Raw genomic sequence first — 23372 nt, 5'->3', positions numbered from 1 at the left:
GGCTGCGCTACATTCGTCGCATCGGACCCGACGGAGCTGGCATGAAGCGTCCCGAAAGCGACCTGCACGACCTGGCCACCCAGCGCCCCGAGTCACTGGACGCGTACTGGATGCCGTTCACCGCCAACCGCCAGTACAAGGCGGCACCCCGCATGCTGGTGCGCGCCGAAGGCATGCACTATGAGGATGTCGACGGCCGCCAGATCCTCGATGGCACTGCCGGCCTGTGGTGCTGCAACGCCGGCCATGCCCGCCCACGCATTGTCGATGCCATCGCCGAGCAGGCACGCACGCTCGACTACTCGCCGGCCTTCCAGATGGGCTCGCCGCCGGCCTTCGCGCTGGCGCAGCGACTGGCTGCACTGGCTCCGGGCCCGCTCAACCATGTGTTCTTCACCAGCTCCGGCTCCGAGGCGGTGGATACGGCGATGAAGATCGTGCTGGCCTACCACCGCCAGCGTGGCGAGGGCCAGCGCACCCGCTTCATCAGCCGCGAGAAGGCCTATCACGGCGTCGGTTTCGGCGGCATGGCACTTGGCGGGCTGCCCAACAACCGCAGGGCGTTCGGCCTGCAACTGGGTGGCGTGGACTACCTGCGCCACACCCTGGACCTGCCGCGCAATGCGTTCAGCAAGGGCCTGCCGCGCCAGGGCGCGGAACTGGCCGACGACCTGGAAAGACTGATCACGCTGCACGACGCCTCGACGATTGCCGCCGTCTTCGTCGAGCCCATCGCCGGCTCCGCCGGGGTCATCCTGCCTGCGCCCGGCTACCTGCAGCGCCTGCGCGAGCTGTGCGACCACCACGGCATCCTGCTGGTGTTCGATGAGGTCATCACCGGTTTCGGCCGGGTCGGCATGCCGTTCGCCGCGCAGCGCTTCGGGGTCACCCCGGACCTGCTGACCTTTGCCAAGGCGGTCAGCAACGGCGCGGTGCCACTGGGCGGCGTGCTGGCCAGCGACGCCGTGCATACCACGCTGATGCAGGCCCCGCCGCAGGCCATCGAGCTGTTCCATGGCTATACCCATTCCGGCCACCCGCTGGCCTGCGCCGCAGCGCTGGCGACGCTGGACGTCTATGCCGAGGAGCGCCTGTTCGAGCGTGCCATCGAGCTGGGCGAGTACTGGCAGGAACGGCTTCATGCACTGCAGGGCCTGCCCAACGTGATCGACATCCGCAACTTCGGGCTGGTCGGCGCGGTCGAGCTGGCACCGCGCCGCGATGCTCCCGGCAGCCGTGGCTACGAGGTGTTCCGGCGCTGCTTCCACGACGGCCGGTTGCTGGTGCGCTGCACCGGCGACATCATCGCGCTGTCGCCGCCACTGATCGTGGACAAGGCACAGATCGACCAGATCACCGGCACCCTGGGCGAGATGATCCGGGCCACCGCCTGAGCCCGGGCCAGCGGTGGCGAGCGGGTACAATGGGCGGTTCCGCTCCTGCTCGCTGCCGTGCCCATGGATATCGTCGTCAAAGAAGAACTCAAGGCCTACATCGACCCGCTGACCGCGGACGAACATGACGCGCTGGAGCGCAGCATCCTGGCCGAAGGCTGCCGCGATGCGCTGGTGCTGTGGGGTGATGTGCTGGTCGATGGCCACAACCGTTTCGGCATCTGCCAGAAGCACGGCCTGCCCTTCAACACCGTGCAGAACACCCGTTTCCAGAGCATGGAAGACGTGCACCTGTGGATGATCGAGCAGCACCTGGGCCGCCGCAGCGTGTCCGATTTCCAGCGCGGTGTGCTGGCGCTGCGCAAGCGCGACATCCTGGCCGCCCGCAAGCAGGTCGAGCAGGCCCAGCTGCAGCGCGAGAGCGACGGCACCGCCGACGTCGTCGTAGACGCGGGCGAGGACAGCCCGCCGTGGGAACCGGCGCCGAAGATCAGCCGCGCCGAGCTGGCCCGCGAGGCCAAGCTGAGCACAAGCCAGGTCGGCATGATCGAGCGCATCCACGCCCAGGCCGCGGCCGAGGTGGTGGAAGCGGTGAAGGCCGGCGTGATCTCGATCAGCGCCGCTGCGGCCGTGGCCGACCTGCCGGAAGACGAGCAGCGCGCTGCCGCCGCCGGTGGCAAGGACGAGCTGAAGCAGGCCGCCAAGCGCGTGCGCGAGTCCAAGCGCAAGCCGCGTGCACCGAAGCCTGAACCAGCCGAGATGGATTTCGAAGAACCCAGCGAGGACGAGGTGGCCAGCCGCGATGCCGAGGTTCTGTCGGCACTGGAACAGCTGGGCGAGGATGCACCGGCCCTGCGCCGTCGCGTGGTCGCGCTGACCCGCGAGAACGACACCCTGCGCGCGCAGCTGGCCGCGCTGCGCAAGCAGCTGGAAGCGCTCTAAGCGCTCTCGACGCGCTTCTGTAGAGCCGAGCCCATGCTCGGCTGCTCTTTTCCACGCGCAAGGCAGCCGAGCATGGGCTCGGCTCTACAGACAGGCGTCACCAAGCTGCGGTTAGACTTTCCGCATGACGCCTGCCCACGATCCGCGCCGCGCTCAGCTGCGGCGCCTGAAAGCCCTCGCGCTGGGCCTGTTGCTGTTGATGCTGGCCGGTTTCGCAATCAGCCACTGGCAGGGCGAGCGCGGCATCTGGGCCTGGGTCTCGGCCTTCTGCGAAGCAGCGGCCGTGGGCGCGCTGGCCGACTGGTTCGCTGTGGTCGCGCTGTTCCGGCGGCCGATGGGCCTGCCGATCCCGCATACCGCAATCATCCCGCGCAGCAAGGAACGCATCGGCGACAGTCTCGCCCTGTTTGTGCGCGACCAGTTCCTGGAGCCGGGTGTGCTGCTGGCCAAGCTGCAGGTGTTCGATCCAGCCAGCCGCCTCGGCAGCTGGCTGGCAGACCCGGCGCGCTCGCGGATGCTGGCCGACATGGCCCGCGGCTGGGCCCTGCAGGCGCTGGATTTCTTCGACGAAACCGCCGTACGCCGCCAGCTGCACGCCTTTGTGGTGCAGCAGCTGCGGCAGTGGAATGCCGCCGCCACCGCCGGTGAGCTGCTGGCCCTGCTGACCGCCGATGGGCGCCACCAGCGCGTGCTGGACGAAGGCCTGCAGCGCCTGGGGCGCTGGCTGGAGCAACCGGAAGTGAAGGAGCGTGCTTCGCAGCTGATCGTGCGTTACATCCAGCGCGAGTGGCCCACCCTGTCGAGCACGGTGAACTGGGTCAAGCCGATCGACGAGATCGGCGACAGCCTGGCCGAGCGCCTGGCGCGGGCGGTACTGGAAGAACTGCAACAGGTGCTGGCCGAGCCGCAGCATCCGCTGCGCCAGGACTATGAGACCTGGCTGCAGAACTACGTGCAGCGCCTGCGCGAAGACCCGGCGCTGGCCGAGCGCATCGAACAGCTCAAGCAGGACATGATCGACCACCCCGCCCTGCAGGACTACGTGCAGGGGCTGTGGGCGCGCATCCATGCCAGCCTGCGCGCCGACCTGCAACGCGAGGACTCGGCACTGGTCGGCCACCTGCAGCGCAGCCTGGCGTCGCTGGGCAGCAGCCTGCAGGCCGACCCGGCCCTGCGCGAGGCCCTCAACCAGCACCTGCTGGAAGGTGCGCAGCGCCTGACCGGGCGCCTGCGCGAGGGCGTGACCACGCATATCGCGCAGACCGTGAAGAGCTGGGACGAGCGGCACCTGGTCGAGCAGCTGGAACTGAGTGTGGGTCGCGACCTGCAGTTCATCCGCTTCAACGGCACCCTGGTAGGTGGCCTGATTGGCCTGCTGCTGCATGCCGCAACAGTAGTGTTCAGGTTCTAGGAACCCATCCGGCAGTCGATCCACGCCCTGCGTGGAGGGCGGAGTTCGTCACACTTGATTAACGAAATGCGAATGCCTATCATTTGCTAATCGGTTGTACGCTTAGCCAAGCGGGGCACGGAAGCACGCACCTACCCGCCCCTTCGCCCGTGTACATCCCCCGACTACCGGGTCGCCCGCACCAAGCGGGTGGCGCACCGTCGATGGGACTCGCTGGGCGACGTGCGCGGAGCGCATGGCTGCTGTGTCTGCGCATTCCATCGCCTGTTTCGTCCTGCATGGAATCGCACCGATGGCAACGCCGCTGAACCTCCCTCGTCCCACTCTGCTGGCCCTGGCCGTGACCGCACTGATGATCGCCCCGCTGGCCCACGCCGACGGCACCGCCGAATCCTCCGCGCGCACGCTGGACACCGTGAAGGTGACCGCCGATGGCGAGATTCCCAACAGCTACACGGTCAAGGGCGCGCGCAGTGCGACCAAGCTGGACCTGTCGCTGCGCGAGACGCCGCAGTCGGTAACGGTGATCACCCGCCAGCGCCTGGACGACATGGGCCTGTTCTCGCTGTCGGACGTGATGGGCCAGGTCACCGGCGTCAGCGTGTCGGTCACCGACAGCGAGCGCATCAACTATGTCTCGCGCGGCTACACGATCGACAATTTCCAGATCGACGGCATGCTCAACACGTTCGGTGGCTCGGTCAAGACCAACACCGACAACGTGATCTACGAGCGCATCGAAGTGATCCGCGGCGCCACCGGCCTGACCACCGGCGCCGGCGATCCGTCCGGCACCATCAGCATGATCCGCAAGCGCCCCACCGACACTTTCCAGATGGGCGCAAACCTCACCGTGGGCCGCTGGAACAACCGCCGCCTGGAAGCCGACCTCGGCGGCCCGGTCGCCTGGGACGGACGCATCCGTGCGCGCGTGGTCGCCGCCAAGCAGCAGAGCGATTCGTTCCGTGATGTCTATGCGCTGGACAAGGACGTGTTCTACGGCATCGTGCAGGCCGACCTGAGCGACAGCACGCTGTTCGAGGTGGGTTACGAGTACCAGTCGCCGCGCACCACCGGCGTGACCTGGGGTGTGGTGCCGTACTGGGGCGCCGATGGCGCGCCGGCCAACCTGCCGCGCTCGACCAACCTGTCGGCCTCGTGGAGCGCGTGGCCGATCGTGGAGAAGACCAGCTTCGCGCGCCTGGAGCAGCAGCTGGGCAACGGCTGGTCGGTGAAGGGCAATCTCAGCCACGCGGTGCGCGATACCGATGGCAGCGTCTGGTACGGCGCGGCCGGCTATCCGCGCGCCGATGGCACCGGCATCACCGCCTACATCTCGCACTTCAACGAGCACAGCACGATGGACGTGTTCGACGTCAACGTCGGTGGCCCGTTCCAGTTGTTCGGCCGTGAGCATGAACTGGTGTTCGGGCTGGGCCAAGCGGTGCGCAAGGGCGAATCGGAGGCGATGTCGTTCGATTCCAGCGCACCGGGCTACTCGCAGGTGCCCGACTGGCGCCACTGGACCGGCGAGGTGCCGGTACTGCCGGTGACCCGCCTGGGTCGCCTGTCGTCGCAGGACGAGCTGCGCCAGCGCGCCGCCTATGTGGCGGCCCGCCTGCGCCTGGCCGACCCGTTGCTGGCCGTGGTGGGCGCCCGCTATGGCAGCTGGGAAACCCGCAAGTGGGCCTATGGCTACGACGCCAACGGCAACCGCAACAGCACAACCCGCACCGGCTACCGGCCGGACGACATGCTCACTCCGTATGCCGGCCTGGTCTACGACTTCAATTCGATCTTCAGCGGCTATGTCAGCTACACCGACATCTTCAAGCCGCAGAACTACCGCGACCGCAACGGCAATTACCTGGAGCCGGTGGTCGGCGACATGTACGAAGCAGGCGTCAAGGCCGAGTTCTTCGGTGGCCTGCTCAATGCCTCCGCTGCCGTGTTCGAAGGCAAGCAGGACAACGTCGCCGAGATCGACGATTCGGTGCCGGTGAATTCGCTGCCCGATGGCGGCCAGGCCTACCGCTCCACCGGCAAGGGCAACAAGGTGAAGGGCTGGGAGATCGAGAGCCAGGGCAGCATCGGCGAGCAGTGGAACGTCTCGGCCGGCTTCGCCCATACCGTCATCCGCAACAAGGATGGTGTGCTGCAGCGGACCACCGCCCCGCAGGACACCTTCCGGCTCAACACCAGCTGGCGCCCCGGCGGTATCGATGGCCGCTTCTGGCTGGGCGGTGGCGTGACCTGGCAGAGCCGCATCTGGAGCACCAGCACCAAGACTGATCGCAGCAAGGCCAACATCACCCAGGACGCGTTCTACCTGGTCAACCTCGCCGGTGGCTACCGCTTCAACGAAAACTTCAGCGCCCAACTGAACATCAACAACCTGCTGGACAAGAAGTACTTCAACAACGTCGGTTTCTACAACGGCGTGTACTGGGGCGAACCACGCAATGTCACCGTGACGCTGCGCTGGAAGCTCTGAACCCGTTGGATGGCGCTGGTTCTGCGACCAGCGCCCGGCCACGGATGGCCAACCCCGGCGCACTGCGGTGCGCCGATCCCTTTTCACTGAAACCTGCAGGAACGCCGTGGACCGCTCGCCCGCAACCGCCAGCCCCCGCACCTTCTTCTCCAACCCGCGCTGGGGCGTGCTGTCACGCTCGTTGGCTGCAATCTTCGGCGGCTACGCGCTGGCCTCGGTAACCAGCGTGTTCTGCGCGGTGGCCCTGCCTGGCGCGCGCGGCCAGACCGTGCTGACCGGTATGCTGCTGGCGATTCTGGTGGCCGCCTGCGCGGCGCTGTGGGCGTTCGCTACCCGCAGCGCGCTGCGTGCGTGGATCGGCATTCTCGCTCCCACCCTGCTGATGGCTGCCATCGCGCGCATGCTGGGGGCCTGGGCATGAAGAACGGATTCCGCCAGTCGATGGCCTGGCTGCACACCTGGACCGGGCTGCTGGTCGGTTGGTTGCTGCTGCTGATTTTCATGGCCGGCACGGCCAGCTACTACCGCGAGGAAATCAGCCGCTGGATGCGTCCCGAACTGCCGTCCAGCAACGTCAGCATCGACGTCGCCGCGCAGCGCGCGGTGGACTACCTGCAGGCCAACGCCGCGCAGGCCGAGAACTGGTTCGTCACCCTGCCGCAGCCGCGCAACCCGGCCATGCAGATGTTCTGGCGACTGCCCCCGGAACTGGCCGACCCCAGCCGTGGCCGTCGAGGCGGCTTCGGCGATGCCACGCTCGACCCCAACACCGGCCAGGCACTGAAGGCCCGTGAGACCCGCGGCGGTGATTTCTTCTACCGCCTGCACTTCGACCTGCACTACATCCCGGTGCTGTGGGCACGCTATCTGGTCGGCTTCTGCGCGATGTTCATGCTGGTGGCGATCATCACCGGCGTCATCACCCACAAGAAAATCTTCAAGGACTTCTTCACCTTCCGCAAGGACAAGGGCCTGCGCTCCTGGCTCGATTTCCACAACGTCAGCGCGGTGATGGCCCTGCCCTACCACGCGATGATCACCTACACCGGCATCGTCACCCTGATGATCATGTACCTGCCGTGGGGCGTGAAAGTCGCCTACCCGCAGGACGAGGACAAGTTCTTCAGCGAAGCCTTCGGCGGCATGCCGGAGGTGACCGCGCCGGCCGAAGGCCGCGCAACACCGCTGCCGATCGCGCAACTGCTGGACAGCGCGCGTGCGCATTGGCACGGCGTGGAAGTGGCCGGCTTCACCGTGTCCAACCCGGGCGCGGCCAATGCGGTGATCGACATCCGCCAGCGTGATGGCAAGCGCCTGTCCACCGACACCCCGGCCGTGCGCTACGACATGGTCAGCGGTGCATTGCTGGAAGAAACACCGCCCTCCGGTGGCGCCACCGCCACCCGCGGCGTGCTGTACGGCCTGCATCTGGCACGCTTTGCCGACTGGGGCCTGCGTGCACTGTTCTTCCTGTCCGGCCTGGTCGGCTGCCTGATGGTCGCCAGCGGCGTGGTGCTGTGGGCGGTGAAGGAACGTCCCAAGCATGCCAAGAGCGGACGCATCGGCTTCGGCCTACGCCTGGTCGATGCGCTGAACATCGGCACCGTGGCCGGCCTGCCGATCGCCTTTGCCGCCTACTTCTGGGGCAACCGCCTGCTGCCGCTGGACATCGCCGAGCGCTCGAGTGCGGAAGCCAACGTGTTCTTCTACGCTTGGGGCGGCGCGCTGCTGGCCGCTTTCATCTGGCCGAAGCGGATGATGTGGGCGTGGCAGCTGTACCTGGGCGCCGCCGCGTTCGCGCTGGTGCCGGTGGTCAACGCGCTGACCACGCATGCCCACCTGGGCGTCACCCTGCGCAACGGTGACTGGGTGCTGGCCGGCGTTGATCTGTCGATGATTGCCTTCGGCGCGATGCTGGCGATGTGCGGCTGGCGCATGCAGCGCTGGACGCCACCGCTGAGTGCGGCCGAGAAGAAGAAGCGCGCGGCTGCCGCAGCAGCGCCGAAGGCATCAGTCGAAGCGGCCGAAGCGGAGGCCAGCGCATGATGCTGCTGGCTCTGACGCTGTCGTTCTCTGCGTTCACCGCCCTGTCGCTGGCGATGGAAAAGCACCAGCACGACCTGCACGGCAAGGCTGCAGCTCCCCCGGCACGGCGCACGCAGTGGCGGGTGCTGGGCTGGGCCCTGCTGACGGTGGCGTTCGCGTTGTGCGTGGTCGACCATGGCTGGGCGATGGGCCCGGTGCTGTGGCTGGGCACGATGACCCTGGGCGGTGTGGCGCTGTCGTTCGGGCTGTACCCGTACCGACCGAAGTGGATCGCGCCGCTGGCGATCGCGTTGCCGGTGGCCGGGCTGGTGGTGGGGTTGCTGTAACCGCCATCCACGCATGGCGTGGATCTACTGGCCAGATGGGTGGTGCCGGCCATCGGCCGGCACTGACGGACTTACCCCAACCGCTTCAGTTCCCACGCGCGGTGGATGCGCGCGTTGCGCTCGAAATCCGGACCGATGGTGCGCGCGGTGATCTCGCGGCACTGGGCGAATTCGGCGATGGCGTTCTCTTCCAGCTTGAAGCGGCGGAAGTTGTTCGAGAAATACAGCACGCCGCCCGGTGCCAGCCGCGCCACGGCTGCGCGCAGCAGCTTCAACTGCTCGCGCTGCACATCGAAGTCATCGGCACGCGCGGAGTTGGAGAAGGTCGGCGGGTCGCAGAAGATCACGTCGTACTGGCCCCGGTCGCCTTCCAGCCAGGCCATGGCATCGGCCTGGACCAGCAGATGCTGGTTGCCCCCCTGCCCGTTCAGCGCCAGGTTGTCGTAGCACCACTGCAGGTAGGTGGCCGACAGGTCGACGCTGGTGGTGCTGGCGGCACCGGCCACCGCGGCCTGCACGCTGGCCACGCCGGTGTAGCAGAACAGGTTGAGGAAACGCTTGCCGCGCACCTGCTCGGCCATCATCCGGCGCAGCGGGCGGTGGTCGAGGAACAGGCCGGTATCGAGGTAGTCGAACAGGTTCACCTGCAGCAGCGCGTTGTTCTCGCGCACCACGATGAACTCGTCACGCTGCTCGAAGCGGCCGTACTTGCTGCCGCCCTTGCCGCGCTCACGCGACTTCATCGACACCTGCTCCGGCGGCACGCCGAACACTTCGCGCGCTGCCGCCAGCAGTTCGTTGCGGCGGCGGCGCACGTCGTTCTCGGGAATCGCCGCCGGTGCGGCGTATTCCTGCACATGCAGGAAGGTGCGGCGCTTGCCACCGTCTTCCTCGTAGACATCGATGGCCGCCGCGTACTCCGGCAGATCGGCGTCGTAGGCGCGGAAGCAGGTGATGTCCTCGCGGGCACGCCAGCTCTTGAACTTCTTCAGGTTCTTGCGCAGGCGATTGGCCACCATCTGCGCACCTTCGCTCAGCTCGCGCGGCTGCGCCGGGTCACGGCCCGGCACGGCGATCGGGTCGCAGACGATCAGCGCGCATTCCAGCGCACCGTTGAACATCTGGTACTTCTTGCCCGCACGCAGGCCGGTGGCGAAGGCCAGCTCGTCGTTGCCGCACAGCAGGCTGGCACGCCACTGCGGCACGGCCTTCTGCAGGGCGTTGCCCAGTGCGCGGTACAGCGCCGGATCGGCGGCCAGGCGCTCGTCGTACGGCGGGTTGCAGACCACCGCGCCGATCTCCTGCTCCGGCGCGGCCAGGTCGGCGACGTCGGCGCGGGTGAAGCGGATCGCGTGGGCGACGCCCGCGACCTCGGCATTCTCGCGTGCCGCCTGGATCGCGGTCGGGTCGATGTCGCTGCCGTGGATGACCGGCTTCAGCGCGGCCAGGCCTGCGGCCTCACGGTCGCGCGCTTCGCTCTGGATGGTCTTCCAGGCGGCCTTGTCGAAGCCCAGCCAGCGGCTCGGCGGCAGGCTGCCATGGCGCATCAGGCCGGGAGCGACGTCGGCGGCCATCAGCGCGCCCTCGATCAGCAGCGTGCCGCTGCCGCACATCGGGTCCAGCAGGCCACCACCGGCGGCGTGCAGGCGCGGCCACTGCGCGCGCAGCAGCAGCGCGGCAGCCAGGTTTTCCTTCAGCGGTGCCTCGTGGGCGGCCCCGCGCCAGCCCCGGCGATGCAGCGGGCCGCCGCCGAGGTCGATCGACAGCGAGGCACGGCCCTTGCGCAGTGACAGGTTGACGCGCACGTCCGGCAGGTCGGTGTTGACCGAGGGACGTTCCAGCCCCTCATCGCGCATGCGGTCGACGATGGCGTCCTTGATCCGCTGGGCGGCAAAGCGGGCGTGGGTGATCTTGTCGCCGGACACATGTGCGTCCACCGCCAGGGTCATCTCCGGCTTGATGTGCTCATGCCACGGCAGCGCACGCACGCCGTCATACAGGGCCTGCTCGTCCGGGCACTCGAACTCGTCGATCGGCCACAGCACGCGGCTGGCCAGGCGCGACCACATCACGATCCGCAGCGCCTGCTCCAGTTCGCCCTCGGCGTTGACGCCGGCAATGGTGGCAGTGGCCTTGGCAAGGCCCAGGGCCGACAGTTCATCGGCAAGCAGGTATTCCAGGCCCTTGGCGCAGGAGACGAAGAATTTCACGGAATCGGTTCGCAGATGGTCGGGCGCGGCACAGGGGCCGGGCCAGTCGGAAAGGAGGGCCGTAGGCACGGCCGGCAGGCCCGCGCCGGGGGCGCCGGGGCTGTCATTGTAGTCAAAGCGGGCGGGCGCGCCGTGCGCCCGGGCTTCACAGTTGCCGCAGCAGGCGCTCGAAGGCCTGCGCGGAGGCCTCCACGTGGTGCTCCAGGCGGTGACCGTCGTCGACCAGCAGCAGCTGCGCCGAACGCGCCTGCGCCCAGGCAATCACCCCGGCGGCCGGTACCACGTCGTCATGCCAGGCCTGCACCACCGTGGTCGGCACCGCCGCAGCATCCAGCGCCGGCATCGGGCCCATGGTGGTCGGCGGCACCATCAGGAACAGGCCGGCCACAGGCACCTGCAGCGAGGCGATGGCGGAGATGTAGGCGCCCAGGCTGGAGCCGGCCAGCACCACCGGGCCCTGCTGGGCGGCGATGGCGGTACGTTCCACCAGGCGCTGCAGCCGGGTGCGCACGTCACCCACCCGGCTGACCTCGCTCATCGCGTCCAGGTCGGTGTAGTCCGGGCGTTCATGGGTCCAGCCCAGGCGTTGCGCCACGTCGGCCAGCGCGGTGACCTTGGTCGCTTCCGGGCCGCTCTCGAAACCGTGGGACAGGATGCAGTGGCCGCGGCTCATGCACGCGCTCCGTGGGAGCGGGTCGGCGGCGAAAGAGGAGGCAGGTTCATGCCGCAATGCTAGCATCGCTGGATGCCCAACCCGCTCCTTCCCGACCTGCAGCTGCAGCCCCTGCCCTATCAAGACCGCCTGCCGCTGCGCGACCCGGCCACGCTGGAGATGGTGGTGATCCACTGCACCGAGCTGCCCGATCTGGCGATGGCCCGCGAGTACGGCGAGCGCGTGCTGTATGACAGCGGCGCCGGCAACAGCGGCCACTTCTACATCGACCGCGATGGCAGCGTGGTGCAGTACGTGGCACCGGAACGGGTGGCCCACCACGTGCGCGGCATGAACGCGCATACGCTGGGCATCGAGCTGGTCAACACCGGGCGCTACCCGGACTGGTTCGACAGCCGCCATCAGGCGATGGACGAGGCCTACACCGAGGCACAGCTGGCGGCGCTGGAGGCGCTGCTGCTGGCGCTGGTGGCGCGCTATCCGTCGCTGCGGCGGATTGCCGGGCACGACCAGCTGGATCTGGAGCAGGTGCCGGCCAGCGATGATCCGACGCTGACGGTGGCGCGCAAGCGTGATCCGGGACCGTTGTTCCCGTGGGCGCGGGTGCTGGCGAAGGTGCCGCTGCAGCCTGTTGGGTAAGCGGCAGGGCTGCGCCCTGCACCCGCAGAGGCAACGGCCGAAGCAAGGGCAACAGCAGGATTCCCTGGGATGGCGGGGTAGGTCCGGTTGCGGGGGACGCCGTAAACCCGTCCATGGGGGCTTGGCCGCGGCATCCATGCCGCGGACACCCCCGCAACCGGACCCACCCCGCCTTCGACAGATTTCTGCTGCTGTTGGTGGGTGCCGACCGTTGGTCGGCACGGAGTCGGATCGATCGGAGGGTGCCTTTGTAGAGTCGAGCCGCGCTCCATGACCTGCGGGCGCCGATGATTTGAACGCATCGCCATGCGCGTGGAGCCGGCCGCTCGGCTCTCGAGAGGCTCCGCGCTCGACTGCTCTTTGCGTGGAAATCGAGACGATAGAGTCAGGCGCCGGTCGCCACCGGGCGGCTGCTGTCGCTCACCCAGCCGCTCCAGGAATCGGCATAGATGCGTGCGCCGCTCAGGCCGGCCGTTTCCATCGCCAGCAGCAGGTGGCAGGCGGTCACGCCGGAACCGCACATCAGCACCACCTGCTGCGGATCACGATTGCCGATCACGCCCTGCAGTTCGGCGCGCAGTTCCTGTGCGTCGCGCAGGCGGCCGTCCAGTACGTTCAAGGCGAACGGACGGTTGACCGCGCCCGGCACGTGGCCGGCAACCGGGTCGAGGGGCTCCACTTCGCCGCGGAAACGTTCGCCCGCGCGTGCGTCGACCAGCCAGCCCGGCGCGTGCTTCAGGCGTGCGCTGATTTCGTCGGCATTGGCAATCTGGGTGGTGTCGAAACGGCCCGGGTAAGCCGGCAGCGCGGTCACCTCATCCTGCCCCGTCGCCAAGGGGTGCCCTGCGGCCTGCCAGGCGGTGATACCACCATCGAGCACGGCCACCTTGCGGTGCCCGATCAGGCGCAGCAGCCACCACAGGCGCGAGGCGGCCATGCTGCCGTCGCTGCCGTCGTAGACCACCACCTGGGTGTCGGGACCAATACCCCATTGGCCGAGCTTCGCGGCGAAGGCATCGCTGTCCGGCAGTGGATGACGGCCGTGGCCGCTGCGGGTCAGATCCGACAGGTCCCGATTGAGGTCGGCATACACCGCGCCCGGAACATGCCCCGCCAGATACTGGCCGCTACCCGCCTGCGGGTCGGCCAGCGAGGACCGCGCATCGACCACGCGTACGGCGGTGCTGGCAGTGGCACGTGCATCGACGACACGTACGTCCTCACCCAATGCTGCCGCCAGGCTGGCGACATCGACAAGCGTGGTCCACGGCGGATCGATCGGCTTCATTGCACTTGCTCCAGGCGGCGACGCAGGTTGTAGAGAATGGCGGCGGTCGCGCCCCAGATACGCTGGCCGGGCCAGCCGTACTCAAGGACGTGGCGGATGCGGCCGCGGTGATTGATTTCGACCTGGCGCAGGTTGTCTGCGGCCATCAGGTAATCCAGCGGCACCTCGAACACCTCGGCCACTTCGCTGGGCTGCGGCACCGGCACGAAGTCCGGATCGACCACGGCCACCACCGGCGTGACCCGGTAGCCGGTGATCGTCACAAAGGGATCGAGATAACCCAGCGCCTGCACTTGCCCCGGAGCCAGGGCGATTTCTTCCTGGCTCTCGCGCAGCGCGGCCGCCAGTGCGTCGCGGTCATCGGGTTCGGTGCGCCCGCCGGGGAAGCCGACCTGGCCACCATGCTGGCGCAGGGTTTCGGTGCGACGGGTAAGGATGACCTGTGCGCCATTGGCGCGCGGCACGATGCCGGCCAGTACGGCGGCTTCCACAGGTGGCCCCGGCGGCAGCAGGTCACTCAGTTCGCTGCGGTTCCAGCCGTCGCCGGCCGGCGGCTCGGCCAGTGGATGCAGCGCGCGCATCAAGCGTTCGTGATCGGCCAGCGAGCCGCGCAGTGATTGCTGCAGCTGTTCACGCAGGGGTTGCACGCGATGCAGGATGCGGCTGCGCTCCTCGTTGCTCATCGACGACCACCGTGCGATTTCATCGATGTGCCGCCCGCAGCCGGTGCATTGCCGGTCCGGATCCAGCGTGCACACTCCGATGCAGGGACTTGCGACAACACGCGCCGTTTCTTCCATTGTTTGCACCCGGCAACAGTAGCGCGATCGGGCTGAATTTGCGCGGGGTGCAGATGCGGTGCGTGGCACCGTCGCGCTCCGCGCAAACAAAAACGCGCCGGTGGAATCACCGGCGCGTTTCGTTTACGGCTTCGATTTACTTGACGCTGACCAGCTTGATCTCGAACTGCACAGCCACGTTCGGCGGGAACGGGGTGCGCGGGTCGGCACCGTAGGCCTGGTCCGGCGGCAGGGTGACTTCCCACTTCGAGCCTGCCGGCATCTGCAGCAGGGTCTCGCGCATGGCCTTCATTTCGACGTCGCTGACCTTGATCGACGGAATCTGCTGGGCCGGACGGGCTTCGGTCGGGCGCTGGCCGTACGGGAACGGACCGGCCACTTCCAGCTGCACGGTGCTGGCCTGGGTCGGCTTGGCGCCCTTGCCGGCTTCGATCACGCGGTACTGGACGCCGCTCGGCAGGGACTGCACGCCGGCCTTGGCCTTGTTCGCCGCGATGAACTGATCGCTCTTGGTCTTGTTTTCGGCAGCAGCCTTTTCGTACTCGGCCTTGGCAGCCTGGGCACGGCCCTGCTCGCGCTTCTGGAACGCTTCAACGGCCGGCTTCAGCTGGTCGGCGGTGATCGCCGGCTGCTTCTTGGCGTAGGCGTCCTGCAGACCCTTCACCACCGAGTTGATGTCCAGCTGCTCACCACGACCGGTCAGCTCCGCCAGGTTGTTGCCGTAGTCGTAACCGAAGTAGTAGCTCAGCTTGCCCTTTTCGGACGAGACGTCCTGGGCGAAGGCATTGCCCGTCAGGGCCAGGGCCGCGACGGCGACCGCGATAGAACGCAACTTCATCAAACAGTTCTCCAGGGGTGGTAACTCAGGGACGTTCTGCGCCGCCCTGAGGCGACGGGTTAGGATAACGGGCACAACGTGTAACCGCTACTCACGATGCAGGCTAAGACCCGTCTGCGTTGGCGGAGTTCAATCTCACTTTTTTTTAACGTTTCAGGAGTTTTCCCGTGGCCGATGCCCTGATCGCTGTCGCCGACGACGGCGCCATCCGCACCGTGACCGTCCAGCGCCCGGACAAGCTCAACGCCTTGAATGCCGCGACCCTGCAGGCGCTGGCCGAGGCGTTCAGCGCGGCCGCTGCCGACCCGGACGTGCGCGTGGTGGTGCTGACCGGTGCCGGTCCGAAGGCGTTCGTGGCCGGGGCCGACATCGCCGAGATGAACACACTCAGTGCGGTTCAGGGACGTGATTTCTCCCTGCTCGGCCAGGCCCTGATGCGCCAGATCGAGCGCATGCCCAAGCCGGTGATCGCGCGCGTGAACGGCTTCGCCCTGGGCGGCGGGCTGGAGCTGGCCATGGCCTGCCACCTGCGCATCGCTGCCGATACGGCCAAGGTCGGGCAGCCGGAGATCAACCTCGGCCTGATTCCCGGCTTCGGCGGCAGCCAGCGCCTGCTGCGCCTGTGCGGCCGCGCCGCCACCCTGGAGCTGTGCCTGCTGGGTGCACCGATCAACGCCGCGCGTGCGCTGGAACTGGGCATCGTCAACGAGGTGGTGCCTGCCGACGCGCTGGACAACCGTGTGCAGGATGTCGCCCGCCAGTTGGCGCGCTCGGCGCCGCTGGCCCTGCGTGGCCTGCTGGATGCCGTGCACGTGGGTGGCGAATGCAGCCTGGAGGCAGGGCTGGAGTACGAAAGCGCGCAGTTCGGCCTGCTGTTCGCCACCGAGGACATGCGCGAAGGCACCAGCGCGTTCCTGCAGCGCCGTCCGCCGGCCTTCCAGAACCGCTGACGCCATGGCATCCCGACCCAACCCCGCGCAGCTGTTCGCCCGGGTCCAGGCAGACGATCTCGATGGTGCCCTGCAGGCAGGCCTGATGGACTACGTCGCCCGCGCCGGCGACGAACAGCTGCTGCCCGGTCACCCGGACCTTCCGCGACGCCTGCAGCAGGCGCAGCAGCAATTGCATACGGCCTGGGCCGCACGCGAACGCTACCGTGCGCGTGCGGTGCGGCTGGCACGGCGCGAAGCCGAGCGCGATGCGCGCCGTACGCCGGCCCCGGCGCCGGACGTGAAACCCGCCCTGCCCGCCGCAGCCGCCGCCATCCTCGCCCGGGCCAAGGCCCGCGCCAGCGGCAAGGAGCAGTAATGGCCACCCTGAAGAAGACCGCACGCGCCCCGGCGCGGCGTGGCGGCACGATGCCGCGCGCCGACGTGGTGGAAATGTTCACCCGCCTGCGCGAACTCAATCCACACCCGAAGACCGAACTGGAGTACAGCTCGCCGTTCGAGCTGCTGGTGGCGGTCGCGCTGTCGGCGCAGGCCACCGACGTCGGCGTCAACAAGGCCACGCGCCGTCTGTTCCCGGTCGCCAACACGCCGGCGAAGATCCTCGCACTCGGCGAGGACGGGCTGAAGCAGTACATCGCCACCATCGGCCTGTTCAACGCCAAGGCGAAGAACGTGATCGCCACCTGTGCGATCCTGCTGGAGAAGCACGGCGGTGAAGTGCCGCGCGATCGCGATGAACTGGAAGCGCTGCCAGGCGTTGGACGCAAGACCGCCAACGTGGTGCTCAACACTGCATTCGGCGAGCCGGTGATGGCGGTGGACACGCATATCTTCCGCGTCTCCAACCGCACCGGCCTGGCGCCAGGCAAGAACGTGCGTGAAGTGGAAGACAAACTGGTGAAGGTGATTCCGGCCGAGTTCCTGCTCGACGCGCATCACTGGCTGATCCTGCACGGGCGTTATGTGTGCAAGGCGCGCAAGCCGGATTGCCCGGGCTGCGTGATCGCCGACCTGTGCCGGTTCAAGGAAAAGACCACGGCCGAGGCGTGACCGCGTTCGTGGTGTGACAAAACAAAGACGGCGGGCACAGGGCCCGCCGTCTTTGCTTGTAGACAAGGGTGCTTCAGGACATCAGAACGACAGGTCGCCCCAGACGCCGAATTCCTTGGTCTTGTCGTTCTTCTTGTCGCTGGCGTTGGCCAGGTGCGTGTACTTGTACACGGTCGACAGCTTGAGGTTCTTCATGACCGGGAACTCGACGCCGACGTTCCAGTACTTGTCGCTCAGGGTCGGGTCCAGGGTCTTGCTGACGTCGGTGTCATCGTAACGACCGAACACGTTGATGCCGCCGTCGGTGACGCGCACGCTGCCCCACACCGACCAGCCGCTGGTCTTGTCGGTGGCAACGGTCATCACGTTGTTGAGGTTCTTGGCCTGGAAGTACTCGCCACCGACGCGGAAGTCGCTGCTGGCGTAGGCCACCATCGCATTGGCGCGGGTGTAGGTGTTCTCGGCGCTCTGGATGTCGGTTTCCTTGCCCAGCTTGCCGCTGTAGCCACCGACGGCAACCACGAAGTTCTCGTTCGGGGTATAGGCCGCGCGGCCTTCCACGTCCATGCCCTTGCTGCGGGTCGGGTTCTTGTAACCGGCGCCGGACACCACCGAGATGGCGTAGTTGAAGTTGTTGCCCAGGTTGCCGAAGCCGTGCAGGCCCCAGTCGGACGAGTTGCCGTACTTCAGGCGGTCGGTCAGGGTGTTCTCGACATAGCGCATGCCGTAGAACTTCTCGACGTACGGGATCCACGGCATGTCGGCGGCACCGACGCGCAGGTTGAAGGCCGGGTCGAAGCTGCCCTGTACGTAGGCCTTCTTGACGAACAGTTCGGTGTTGCCGATGGCCGAGCTGTACTGGAAGTCGGTGGTCAGGTTGGCGGACCAGATGTCGTTGAACTTGTGATCGACGGTCAGGTAGAAGCGCTTGACGTCCAGACCGGTGCCGCTGGCGGCGGTGTCCTTGCCGTTGCTGGTCTTGTCGATGTTGGTCAGGTCGAAGAACATGCGACCGCCGATCTTGTTGTCATTGACCAGCTTGGCCAGCTTGTCGACGCTGGTCTGGGTCTTCTGCGCACCTTCCAGGGCCTGCGCCTGGGTGATGTTCACTTCGGACTGCGCGTCGGACTGCGCCTGCAGCGCCTGCGAATCGTTCTGCAACTGCTGGACCTGGGCCTGCAGCGCAGCAATCTGTGCCTGCAGCTGCTGCAACTGTGCCTGGGATACGCCCGAGCTGGCGGGGGCTGCGAAGGCGTCGGCGGAAACCAGACCGAGGCTTGCAACGACCGCGGCGGCGAGCAAATGGGAACGCATTTTGGATTTCTCCAGAGGGTTGGAATGGCTTGGGCAGAACGCCACGCCGGCAGGCCGGTCAAGCGTTTTGCGAACGTTCCGTTAAAACCATGACAGCCGAATGACAGATTGAGCACCAACCACAGATTTCTTCGTGCGGTCATGCGTACGACTCATTTGTGGCCACATGCTTGTCGATTCCTTGCGGCATATGGCGTGACGTATCAGCATCCATGCGCGGGCCGATCGCCGCGCGACCTTCACCGGCATTGCTGGTTTCGTGCGGATGACGCGGCGTCACTGCGGAATGCCAGGCAGGGACGGCATTGACGACTACACCGGGCAGGTCATCAGCGACATATGGAACGTGATCGCAACCGGGCCACGTCCGTCTCCAGCGCATTGGTCATCACGTTGTCCGCAACACTCAGAACCTTCACGCCCCTGCTGTACGGGCGCCGGGCAGCGCTGTAACGGTTGCGTCATACAACGGTCCCCGCGCTGTCATCGAACCGTTATGGAATGTGCGCCGGGCGGGTAACCCCGCATCCCAATCAACCCAGGAGCCACCCCGTGATCCACGCCTTCAAGTCGCGCGTTGCCGTTGCCGTCTTCGCAGCGTCGTCCGTGTTCGCCGCCAACGCCGCTGAAATCACCGGCGCGGGCGCCTCGTTCATCTACCCGGTGATGTCGAAGTGGTCGGCCGACTACAACGCTGCCACCAGCAACAAGGTCAACTACCAGTCGATCGGTTCCGGCGGCGGCATTGCGCAGATCAAGGCCAAGACCGTTGATTTCGGCTCCTCCGACGCCCCGCTGAAGCCGGAAGAGCTGGCGGCTTCGGGCCTGGCACAGTTCCCGTCGGTGATCGGCGGCGTGGTGCCGGTGGTCAACGTGGCCGGCATCGCCCCGGGCGCACTGAAGCTGGACGGCACCGTGCTGGCCAATATCTTCCTGGGCAAGATCAAGACCTGGAACGACCCGGCCATCGCCGCGCTGAACCCGGGCGTGACCCTGCCGAGCGCCAAGATCACCGTCGTGCACCGTTCGGACGGCTCGGGCACCACCTTCAACTTCGTCAACTACCTGTCCAAGGTCAGCCCGGAGTGGAAGAGCTCGGTCGGTGAAGGCACCTCGGTCCAGTGGCCGGCCGGCATCGGCGGCAAGGGCAACGAAGGCGTTGCTGCCTACGTGAAGCAGATCAAGGGCGGCATCGGCTACGTCGAACTGTCCTACGCGCTGCAGAACAAGCTGTCGTACACCGCGATGAAGAACGCCGCCGGCAAGTTCGTGCAGCCGAGCGACGCCTCGTTCGCCGCTGCTGCCGCCAGCGCCGACTGGGCCAGCGCCAAGGACTTCTACCTGGTGATGACCAACGCCCCGGGCGCCGAGTCCTGGCCGATCACCGCCACCAACTTCATCCTGGTGCACAAGAAGCCGAAGAACGCTGCCAATGGCAAGGCCACCCAGGAGTTCTTCCGCTGGGTGTACAAGAGCGGCGACGCCCAGGCCCGCCAGCTGGACTACGTGCCGCTGCCGGACAGCCTGGTCCGCCAGATCGAGACCTACTGGTCGCAGAACCTGAAGTAAGCAAGCGCGTTCCCCCGCAGGAACGGGATCGGCGGGTCCTCTCTCCCCCGCCGATCCCACCCGGGCGCGAGATCCTCGAGATCTCGCGCTCTTCTTGTTTTTGGGGTGCACCAGGCTCTGTAGCGCCGAGCCCATGCTCGGCTGGGTGCTGGAGCGTGCAGACCAACGGTCCGCAGCTACCGAGGACAGGGAGCAGTCGAGTATGGCTCGACTCTACCCAGCGCCCAGGCCGTCATATCGATGCGCAGATCCGGGGTCTCAGGGCTCCTGCCAAGGGCCGGCCAACCCCGTGAAACCCTTGTCAGAACGTGATCCAGGACACCTCTGTCATGGTCGTAATACGGCTGTAACAAAAACATCATTTCATAGCCGCATCCGCCGACGTCGTCGGCTCTACCCCGCTATGGAGTGACCATGAAACTGCACTCGGCCGGCCTTGCCGCCCTTTCCCTGGCCATCGCCCTGGGCCTGTCGGCCTGCGGTGGCGACAAGCAGGCCGCGCAGCAGCCGGCTGCCGACGGTGCCGCGGCCCCGGCCGCTGCCGGTGCCAAGGTGACCGCCGAAGTGTCCGGTGCCGGCGCTTCCTTCATCTTCCCGCTGGTCTCCAAGTGGTCGGCTGACTACAACGCCAGCACCGGTGCCAAGATCAACTACCAGTCGATCGGCTCGGGCGGCGGTATCGCCCAGATCAAGGCCGGCACCGTCGACTTCGGTTCCTCCGACAAGCCGCTGAGCAGCGAAGAGCTGGCCCAGGCCGGCCTTGCGCAGTTCCCGTCCGCCATCGGCGGCGTGGTGCCGGTGGTCAACATCGAAGGCCTGGAAGCCGGCAAGCTGCGCCTGAGCGGCGCCCTGCTTGCCGACATCTTCCTGGGCAAGGTCAAGACCTGGAACGACCCGGCCATCGTCGCCGCCAACCCGGGCGTGAAGCTGCCGGACGGCAAGATCACCCTGGTCCATCGTTCGGACGGTTCGGGTACCACCTTCAACTTCTCCAACTACCTGTCCAAGGTCAGCCCGGAGTGGAAGAGCAAGGTTGGCGAGGGCACCTCGGTGCAGTGGCCGGACGGCGTCGGTGGCAAGGGCAACGAAGGCGTTGCTTCCTACGTGAAGCAGATCAAGGGCTCGATCGGCTACGTCGAACTGGCCTACGCGCTGCAGAACGGCATGCCGTACACCGCCATGCAGAACGCGGCCGGAAACTGGGTCGAGCCGAGCGCGGAAACCTTTGCCGCAGCGGCCGCGAGCGCCGACTGGGCCAGCGCCAAGGACTTCAACCTGGTCATCACCAACGCACCGGGCGAGCAGGCGTGGCCGATCACCGCCACCAACTTCATGCTGATGCAGAAGAAGCCGAAGGACGCCAAGCGCAACCAGGACACCCTGGCCTTCTTCAAGTGGGCCTTCGAGAACGGCCAGGCCCAGGCCAACGAGCTGCACTACGTGCCGCTGCCGGCCGAACTGGTCAAGCAGATCGAGGCCTACTGGGCGACCGACCTGAAGTGATGGACCCGACGGTGCCCGCCCCGCGCGGGCACCGCTTCTTCCACGCCATGCCGCCCCGCCCCTTCCTGGCCCTGCCGTCCCCATGAATGCCATCGCCCAGCCTGTAGCCGCCCCGTCCACGCGCGATGCGCGTGATGCCCGCAACGACAAACTGTTCCGATGGGTGCTGGTCGGCACCGTCATCTTCGTCCTGATCGCCCTGGCCTGCGCCGCGCTGTCGATGCTGTGGGGCGGCCGCCATGCCCTGCAGATGCAGGGCCTGAGCTTCTTCTTCTCCGCCGACTGGAATCCGGTCGAAAACAAGTTCGGCGCCCTCGCCCCGATCTACGGCACCCTGGTCACCGCCGTCATCGCGATGGTCATCGCCGTGCCGGTCAGCTTCGGCATCGCCTTCTTCCTCACCGAAGTCGCGCCGCGCTGGCTGCGTGGCCCGGTCGGTACCGCCATCGAACTGCTGGCCGGCATCCCCTCGATCATCTACGGCATGTGGGGCCTGTTCGTGCTGGTGCCAGTGATGACCGAGTACGTCACCCCGTTCCTCAACGAAACCCTGGGCGAATGGCCGATCATCGGCCCGATGTTCCAGGGCCCGCCGCTGGGCATCGGCATGCTTACCGCCGGTTTCGTGCTGGCCATCATGGTCATTCCGTTCATCTCCTCGGTGATGCGCGAAGTGTTCCTGACCGTGCCGACCCGCCTGAAGGAATCGGCCTACGCGCTGGGTTCCACCAAGTGGGAAGTGAGCTGGGACATCGTCCTGCCCTACACCCGCTCGGCGGTGATCGGCGGCATCTTCCTCGGCCTCGGCCGCGCTCTGGGCGAGACGATGGCGGTGGCATTCGTTATCGGCAACAGCGTGCGCCTGTCGCCGTCGCTGCTGGAACCGGGCACCACCATCGCCGCGCTGATCGCCAATGATTTCGGCGAAGCCACTGAAACCTACCGCTCGGCCCTGCTGCTGCTCGGCTTCGTCCTGTTCATCGTCACCTTCGTGGTGCTGGCCATCGCCCGCCTGATGCTGATGCGCCTGTCCCGCAAGGAGGGCAACTGATGTCCACCACCGCTGATTCGCTGTACCTGCGCCGCCGCATCGGCAATGTCGTTGCGATCACTGCCTCCTGCGCCACCGCCCTGTTCGGCCTGTTCTTCCTGGGCTGGATCCTGTTCACCCTGGCCTCCAAGGGCATGGCTGGCATCAACTGGGATCTGTTCACCAAGATGACGCCGCCGCCGATGCAGGAAGGCGGCCTCGCCAACGCCTTCTTCGGCAGCGCGGTGATGTGCGCGCTGGCGATCGGCATCGGCACCCCGCTGGGCGTGCTGGCCGGCACCTGGCTGGCCGAGTACGGCAACGCCCGCAAGGCCGGCACCGTGGTCCGCTTCGTCAACGACATCCTGCTGTCGGCGCCATCGATCGTGCTCGGCCTGTTCGTCTACACCCTGTACGTGATGCAGACCGGCGGCAACTTCTCGGCGTTCGCCGGTGCCCTGTCACTGGCCTTCATCGTGCTGCCGGTGGTGGTGCGTACCACCGACGAGATGCTGCGCCTGGTGCCCTCGCAGATGCGTGAGGCGGCCCTGTCGCTGGGTATCCCGCAGTGGAAGGTGATCGTGCAGGTGCTGTACCGCAGTGCATCGGCCGGCATCATCACCGGCATCCTGCTGGCGCTGGCCCGCATTTCCGGCGAGACCGCGCCGCTGCTGTTCACCGCCTTCGGCAACCAGTACTGGAACAACAACATCTTCCAGCCGATGGCCTCGGTGCCGGTGGTGATGAACCAGTTCGCCGGCAGCCCGTATGAATCCTGGCAGGTGCTGGCCTGGGCCGGTGCCCTGGTGCTGACTGTCTTCGTGTTGCTGGTCAGCCTTGCCGCCCGCGGCATCCTGCTGCGCAACCGTATCTCCCATGACTGACCTTTCCGTGG

21 protein-coding genes are annotated in these 23372 nt (G+C 67.0%); 15 read left to right on the top strand and 6 right to left on the bottom strand.

The genetic code is table 11. The annotated features are described in order from the left end of the window. Positions 1–41 precede the first annotated feature (41 nt). The 7 genes from M1L61_RS07320 (at position 42) to M1L61_RS07290 (ending at position 8613) form a co-directional block, all read left to right on the top strand. Positions 42–1394, top strand: a complete 1353-nt coding sequence (locus tag M1L61_RS07320; RefSeq protein WP_019337129.1) for an aspartate aminotransferase family protein — start codon at positions 42–44, stop codon at positions 1392–1394. Between the two features lie 63 nt (positions 1395–1457). Further along, on the top strand, positions 1458–2336 hold the full coding sequence (locus M1L61_RS07315; RefSeq protein ID WP_010486183.1) for a hypothetical protein: 879 nt from the start codon (positions 1458–1460) through the stop codon (positions 2334–2336). A 124-nt stretch (positions 2337–2460) separates the two neighbouring features. Next, entirely contained in the window at positions 2461–3747 is a 1287-nt protein-coding gene (locus M1L61_RS07310; RefSeq protein ID WP_248854506.1) for a DUF445 family protein, read from the top strand. A 292-nt stretch (positions 3748–4039) separates the two neighbouring features. Next, the gene (locus tag M1L61_RS07305; protein ID WP_248854505.1) at positions 4040–6241 is read left to right on the top strand and encodes a TonB-dependent siderophore receptor; all 2202 of its coding nucleotides are present in this window, start codon (positions 4040–4042) and stop codon (positions 6239–6241) included. 106 nt (positions 6242–6347) lie between these two features. Further along, positions 6348–6662, top strand: a complete 315-nt coding sequence (locus M1L61_RS07300) for a DUF3649 domain-containing protein (protein ID WP_019336682.1) — start codon at positions 6348–6350, stop codon at positions 6660–6662. Beyond that, positions 6659–8287, top strand: coding sequence for a PepSY-associated TM helix domain-containing protein (locus tag M1L61_RS07295; protein WP_043400388.1), 1629 nt, complete (start codon positions 6659–6661; stop codon positions 8285–8287). The genes M1L61_RS07300 and M1L61_RS07295 overlap by 4 nt, the downstream gene beginning before the upstream one ends. Further along, positions 8284–8613, top strand: a complete 330-nt coding sequence (locus M1L61_RS07290) for a DUF3325 domain-containing protein (RefSeq protein WP_010486188.1) — start codon at positions 8284–8286, stop codon at positions 8611–8613. Before M1L61_RS07295 ends, M1L61_RS07290 begins: the two co-directional genes overlap by 4 nt. A 71-nt stretch (positions 8614–8684) precedes the next feature. Here the strand turns inward: M1L61_RS07290 and rlmKL are convergent, their stop codons facing one another. Then, positions 8685–10823, bottom strand: a complete 2139-nt coding sequence (gene rlmKL / locus M1L61_RS07285; protein ID WP_019336679.1) for a bifunctional 23S rRNA (guanine(2069)-N(7))-methyltransferase RlmK/23S rRNA (guanine(2445)-N(2))-methyltransferase RlmL — start codon at positions 10821–10823, stop codon at positions 8685–8687. A gap of 145 nt (positions 10824–10968) precedes the next feature. Further along, positions 10969–11496 carry an alpha/beta hydrolase gene (locus M1L61_RS07280; protein ID WP_019336678.1) on the bottom strand — a complete coding sequence of 176 codons (528 nt, stop codon included), beginning with the start codon at positions 11494–11496 and terminating at the stop codon, positions 10969–10971. A 72-nt stretch (positions 11497–11568) separates the two neighbouring features. Between M1L61_RS07280 and M1L61_RS07275 the strand changes: the two genes are divergently transcribed. Beyond that, a complete protein-coding gene (locus M1L61_RS07275) occupies positions 11569–12135 on the top strand; it encodes an N-acetylmuramoyl-L-alanine amidase (RefSeq protein ID WP_010486193.1) in 567 nt (188 codons plus the stop codon). A gap of 385 nt (positions 12136–12520) precedes the next feature. Here the strand turns inward: M1L61_RS07275 and M1L61_RS07270 are convergent, their stop codons facing one another. From M1L61_RS07270 to M1L61_RS07260, 3 genes are all read right to left on the bottom strand, one after another. Next, on the bottom strand, positions 12521–13423 hold the full coding sequence (locus M1L61_RS07270) for a sulfurtransferase (protein WP_235652108.1): 903 nt from the start codon (positions 13421–13423) through the stop codon (positions 12521–12523). Then, positions 13420–14223: a CoA pyrophosphatase gene (locus M1L61_RS07265; RefSeq protein ID WP_134958521.1), complete on the bottom strand. Its 804-nt coding sequence runs from the start codon at positions 14221–14223 to the stop codon at positions 13420–13422. Before M1L61_RS07265 ends, M1L61_RS07270 begins: the two co-directional genes overlap by 4 nt. 136 nt (positions 14224–14359) lie before the next feature. Next, positions 14360–15061, bottom strand: coding sequence for an FKBP-type peptidyl-prolyl cis-trans isomerase N-terminal domain-containing protein (locus M1L61_RS07260; protein WP_010486198.1), 702 nt, complete (start codon positions 15059–15061; stop codon positions 14360–14362). Positions 15062–15228: 167 nt separating this feature from the next. On the opposite strand from M1L61_RS07260, the gene M1L61_RS07255 reads away from it, so the two are divergent. The 3 genes from M1L61_RS07255 to nth are packed head-to-tail and all read left to right on the top strand — an operon-like array spanning position 15229 to position 17061. Beyond that, complete coding sequence (locus M1L61_RS07255) at positions 15229–16011, top strand: enoyl-CoA hydratase-related protein (protein WP_043402633.1); 783 nt, start codon at positions 15229–15231, stop codon at positions 16009–16011. A gap of 4 nt (positions 16012–16015) precedes the next feature. Then, the gene (locus M1L61_RS07250) at positions 16016–16369 is read left to right on the top strand and encodes a hypothetical protein (RefSeq protein WP_043402629.1); all 354 of its coding nucleotides are present in this window, start codon (positions 16016–16018) and stop codon (positions 16367–16369) included. Continuing rightward, on the top strand, positions 16369–17061 hold the full coding sequence (gene nth, locus M1L61_RS07245) for an endonuclease III (protein ID WP_049436514.1): 693 nt from the start codon (positions 16369–16371) through the stop codon (positions 17059–17061). The genes M1L61_RS07250 and nth overlap by 1 nt, the downstream gene beginning before the upstream one ends. An 81-nt stretch (positions 17062–17142) precedes the next feature. On the opposite strand, the gene M1L61_RS07240 is transcribed toward nth, so the two are convergent. Beyond that, on the bottom strand, positions 17143–18375 hold the full coding sequence (locus tag M1L61_RS07240) for a porin (RefSeq protein WP_248854504.1): 1233 nt from the start codon (positions 18373–18375) through the stop codon (positions 17143–17145). 552 nt (positions 18376–18927) lie between these two features. Between M1L61_RS07240 and pstS (M1L61_RS07235) the strand changes: the two genes are divergently transcribed. The 4 genes from pstS (M1L61_RS07235) (at position 18928) to pstA (ending at position 23361) form a co-directional block, all read left to right on the top strand. Next, complete coding sequence (gene pstS / locus M1L61_RS07235; RefSeq protein ID WP_014036550.1) at positions 18928–19944, top strand: phosphate ABC transporter substrate-binding protein PstS; 1017 nt, start codon at positions 18928–18930, stop codon at positions 19942–19944. 414 nt (positions 19945–20358) lie between these two features. Continuing rightward, positions 20359–21447, top strand: a complete 1089-nt coding sequence (pstS, locus tag M1L61_RS07230) for a phosphate ABC transporter substrate-binding protein PstS (protein ID WP_049411494.1) — start codon at positions 20359–20361, stop codon at positions 21445–21447. 82 nt (positions 21448–21529) lie between these two features. Further along, the gene (gene pstC / locus M1L61_RS07225) at positions 21530–22498 is read left to right on the top strand and encodes a phosphate ABC transporter permease subunit PstC (RefSeq protein WP_005412771.1); all 969 of its coding nucleotides are present in this window, start codon (positions 21530–21532) and stop codon (positions 22496–22498) included. After that, the gene (gene pstA / locus M1L61_RS07220; RefSeq protein ID WP_043402618.1) at positions 22498–23361 is read left to right on the top strand and encodes a phosphate ABC transporter permease PstA; all 864 of its coding nucleotides are present in this window, start codon (positions 22498–22500) and stop codon (positions 23359–23361) included. Before pstC ends, pstA begins: the two co-directional genes overlap by 1 nt. The last annotated feature ends 11 nt before the right edge of the window (positions 23362–23372 follow it).

The sequence above is a fragment of the Stenotrophomonas sp. NY11291 genome, assembly GCF_023277365.1.
GTDB lineage: Bacteria > Pseudomonadota > Gammaproteobacteria > Xanthomonadales > Xanthomonadaceae > Stenotrophomonas > Stenotrophomonas geniculata.
This window is presented reverse-complemented; position numbering and strand designations above follow the sequence as displayed.

Bases quoted from the DNA above. Each gene is read 5' to 3' on its own strand.
- M1L61_RS07320 (WP_019337129.1), top strand. From the start codon at position 42: ATGAAGCGTCCCGAAAGCGACCTGCACGACCTGGCCACCCAGCGCCCC.
- M1L61_RS07315 (WP_010486183.1), top strand. From the start codon at position 1,458: ATGGATATCGTCGTCAAAGAAGAACTCAAGGCCTACATCGACCCGCTG.
- M1L61_RS07310 (WP_248854506.1), top strand. From the start codon at position 2,461: ATGACGCCTGCCCACGATCCGCGCCGCGCTCAGCTGCGGCGCCTGAAA.
- M1L61_RS07305 (WP_248854505.1), top strand. From the start codon at position 4,040: ATGGCAACGCCGCTGAACCTCCCTCGTCCCACTCTGCTGGCCCTGGCC.
- M1L61_RS07295 (WP_043400388.1), top strand. From the start codon at position 6,659: ATGAAGAACGGATTCCGCCAGTCGATGGCCTGGCTGCACACCTGGACC.
- M1L61_RS07290 (WP_010486188.1), top strand. From the start codon at position 8,284: ATGATGCTGCTGGCTCTGACGCTGTCGTTCTCTGCGTTCACCGCCCTG.
- M1L61_RS07280 (WP_019336678.1), bottom strand. From the start codon at position 11,496: ATGAGCCGCGGCCACTGCATCCTGTCCCACGGTTTCGAGAGCGGCCCG.
- M1L61_RS07275 (WP_010486193.1), top strand. From the start codon at position 11,569: ATGCCCAACCCGCTCCTTCCCGACCTGCAGCTGCAGCCCCTGCCCTAT.
- M1L61_RS07270 (WP_235652108.1), bottom strand. From the start codon at position 13,423: ATGAAGCCGATCGATCCGCCGTGGACCACGCTTGTCGATGTCGCCAGC.
- M1L61_RS07265 (WP_134958521.1), bottom strand. From the start codon at position 14,223: ATGGAAGAAACGGCGCGTGTTGTCGCAAGTCCCTGCATCGGAGTGTGC.
- M1L61_RS07260 (WP_010486198.1), bottom strand. From the start codon at position 15,061: ATGAAGTTGCGTTCTATCGCGGTCGCCGTCGCGGCCCTGGCCCTGACG.
- M1L61_RS07250 (WP_043402629.1), top strand. From the start codon at position 16,016: ATGGCATCCCGACCCAACCCCGCGCAGCTGTTCGCCCGGGTCCAGGCA.
- nth (WP_049436514.1), top strand. From the start codon at position 16,369: ATGGCCACCCTGAAGAAGACCGCACGCGCCCCGGCGCGGCGTGGCGGC.
- M1L61_RS07240 (WP_248854504.1), bottom strand. From the start codon at position 18,375: ATGCGTTCCCATTTGCTCGCCGCCGCGGTCGTTGCAAGCCTCGGTCTG.
- pstS (WP_049411494.1), top strand. From the start codon at position 20,359: ATGAAACTGCACTCGGCCGGCCTTGCCGCCCTTTCCCTGGCCATCGCC.
- pstC (WP_005412771.1), top strand. From the start codon at position 21,530: ATGAATGCCATCGCCCAGCCTGTAGCCGCCCCGTCCACGCGCGATGCG.
- pstA (WP_043402618.1), top strand. From the start codon at position 22,498: ATGTCCACCACCGCTGATTCGCTGTACCTGCGCCGCCGCATCGGCAAT.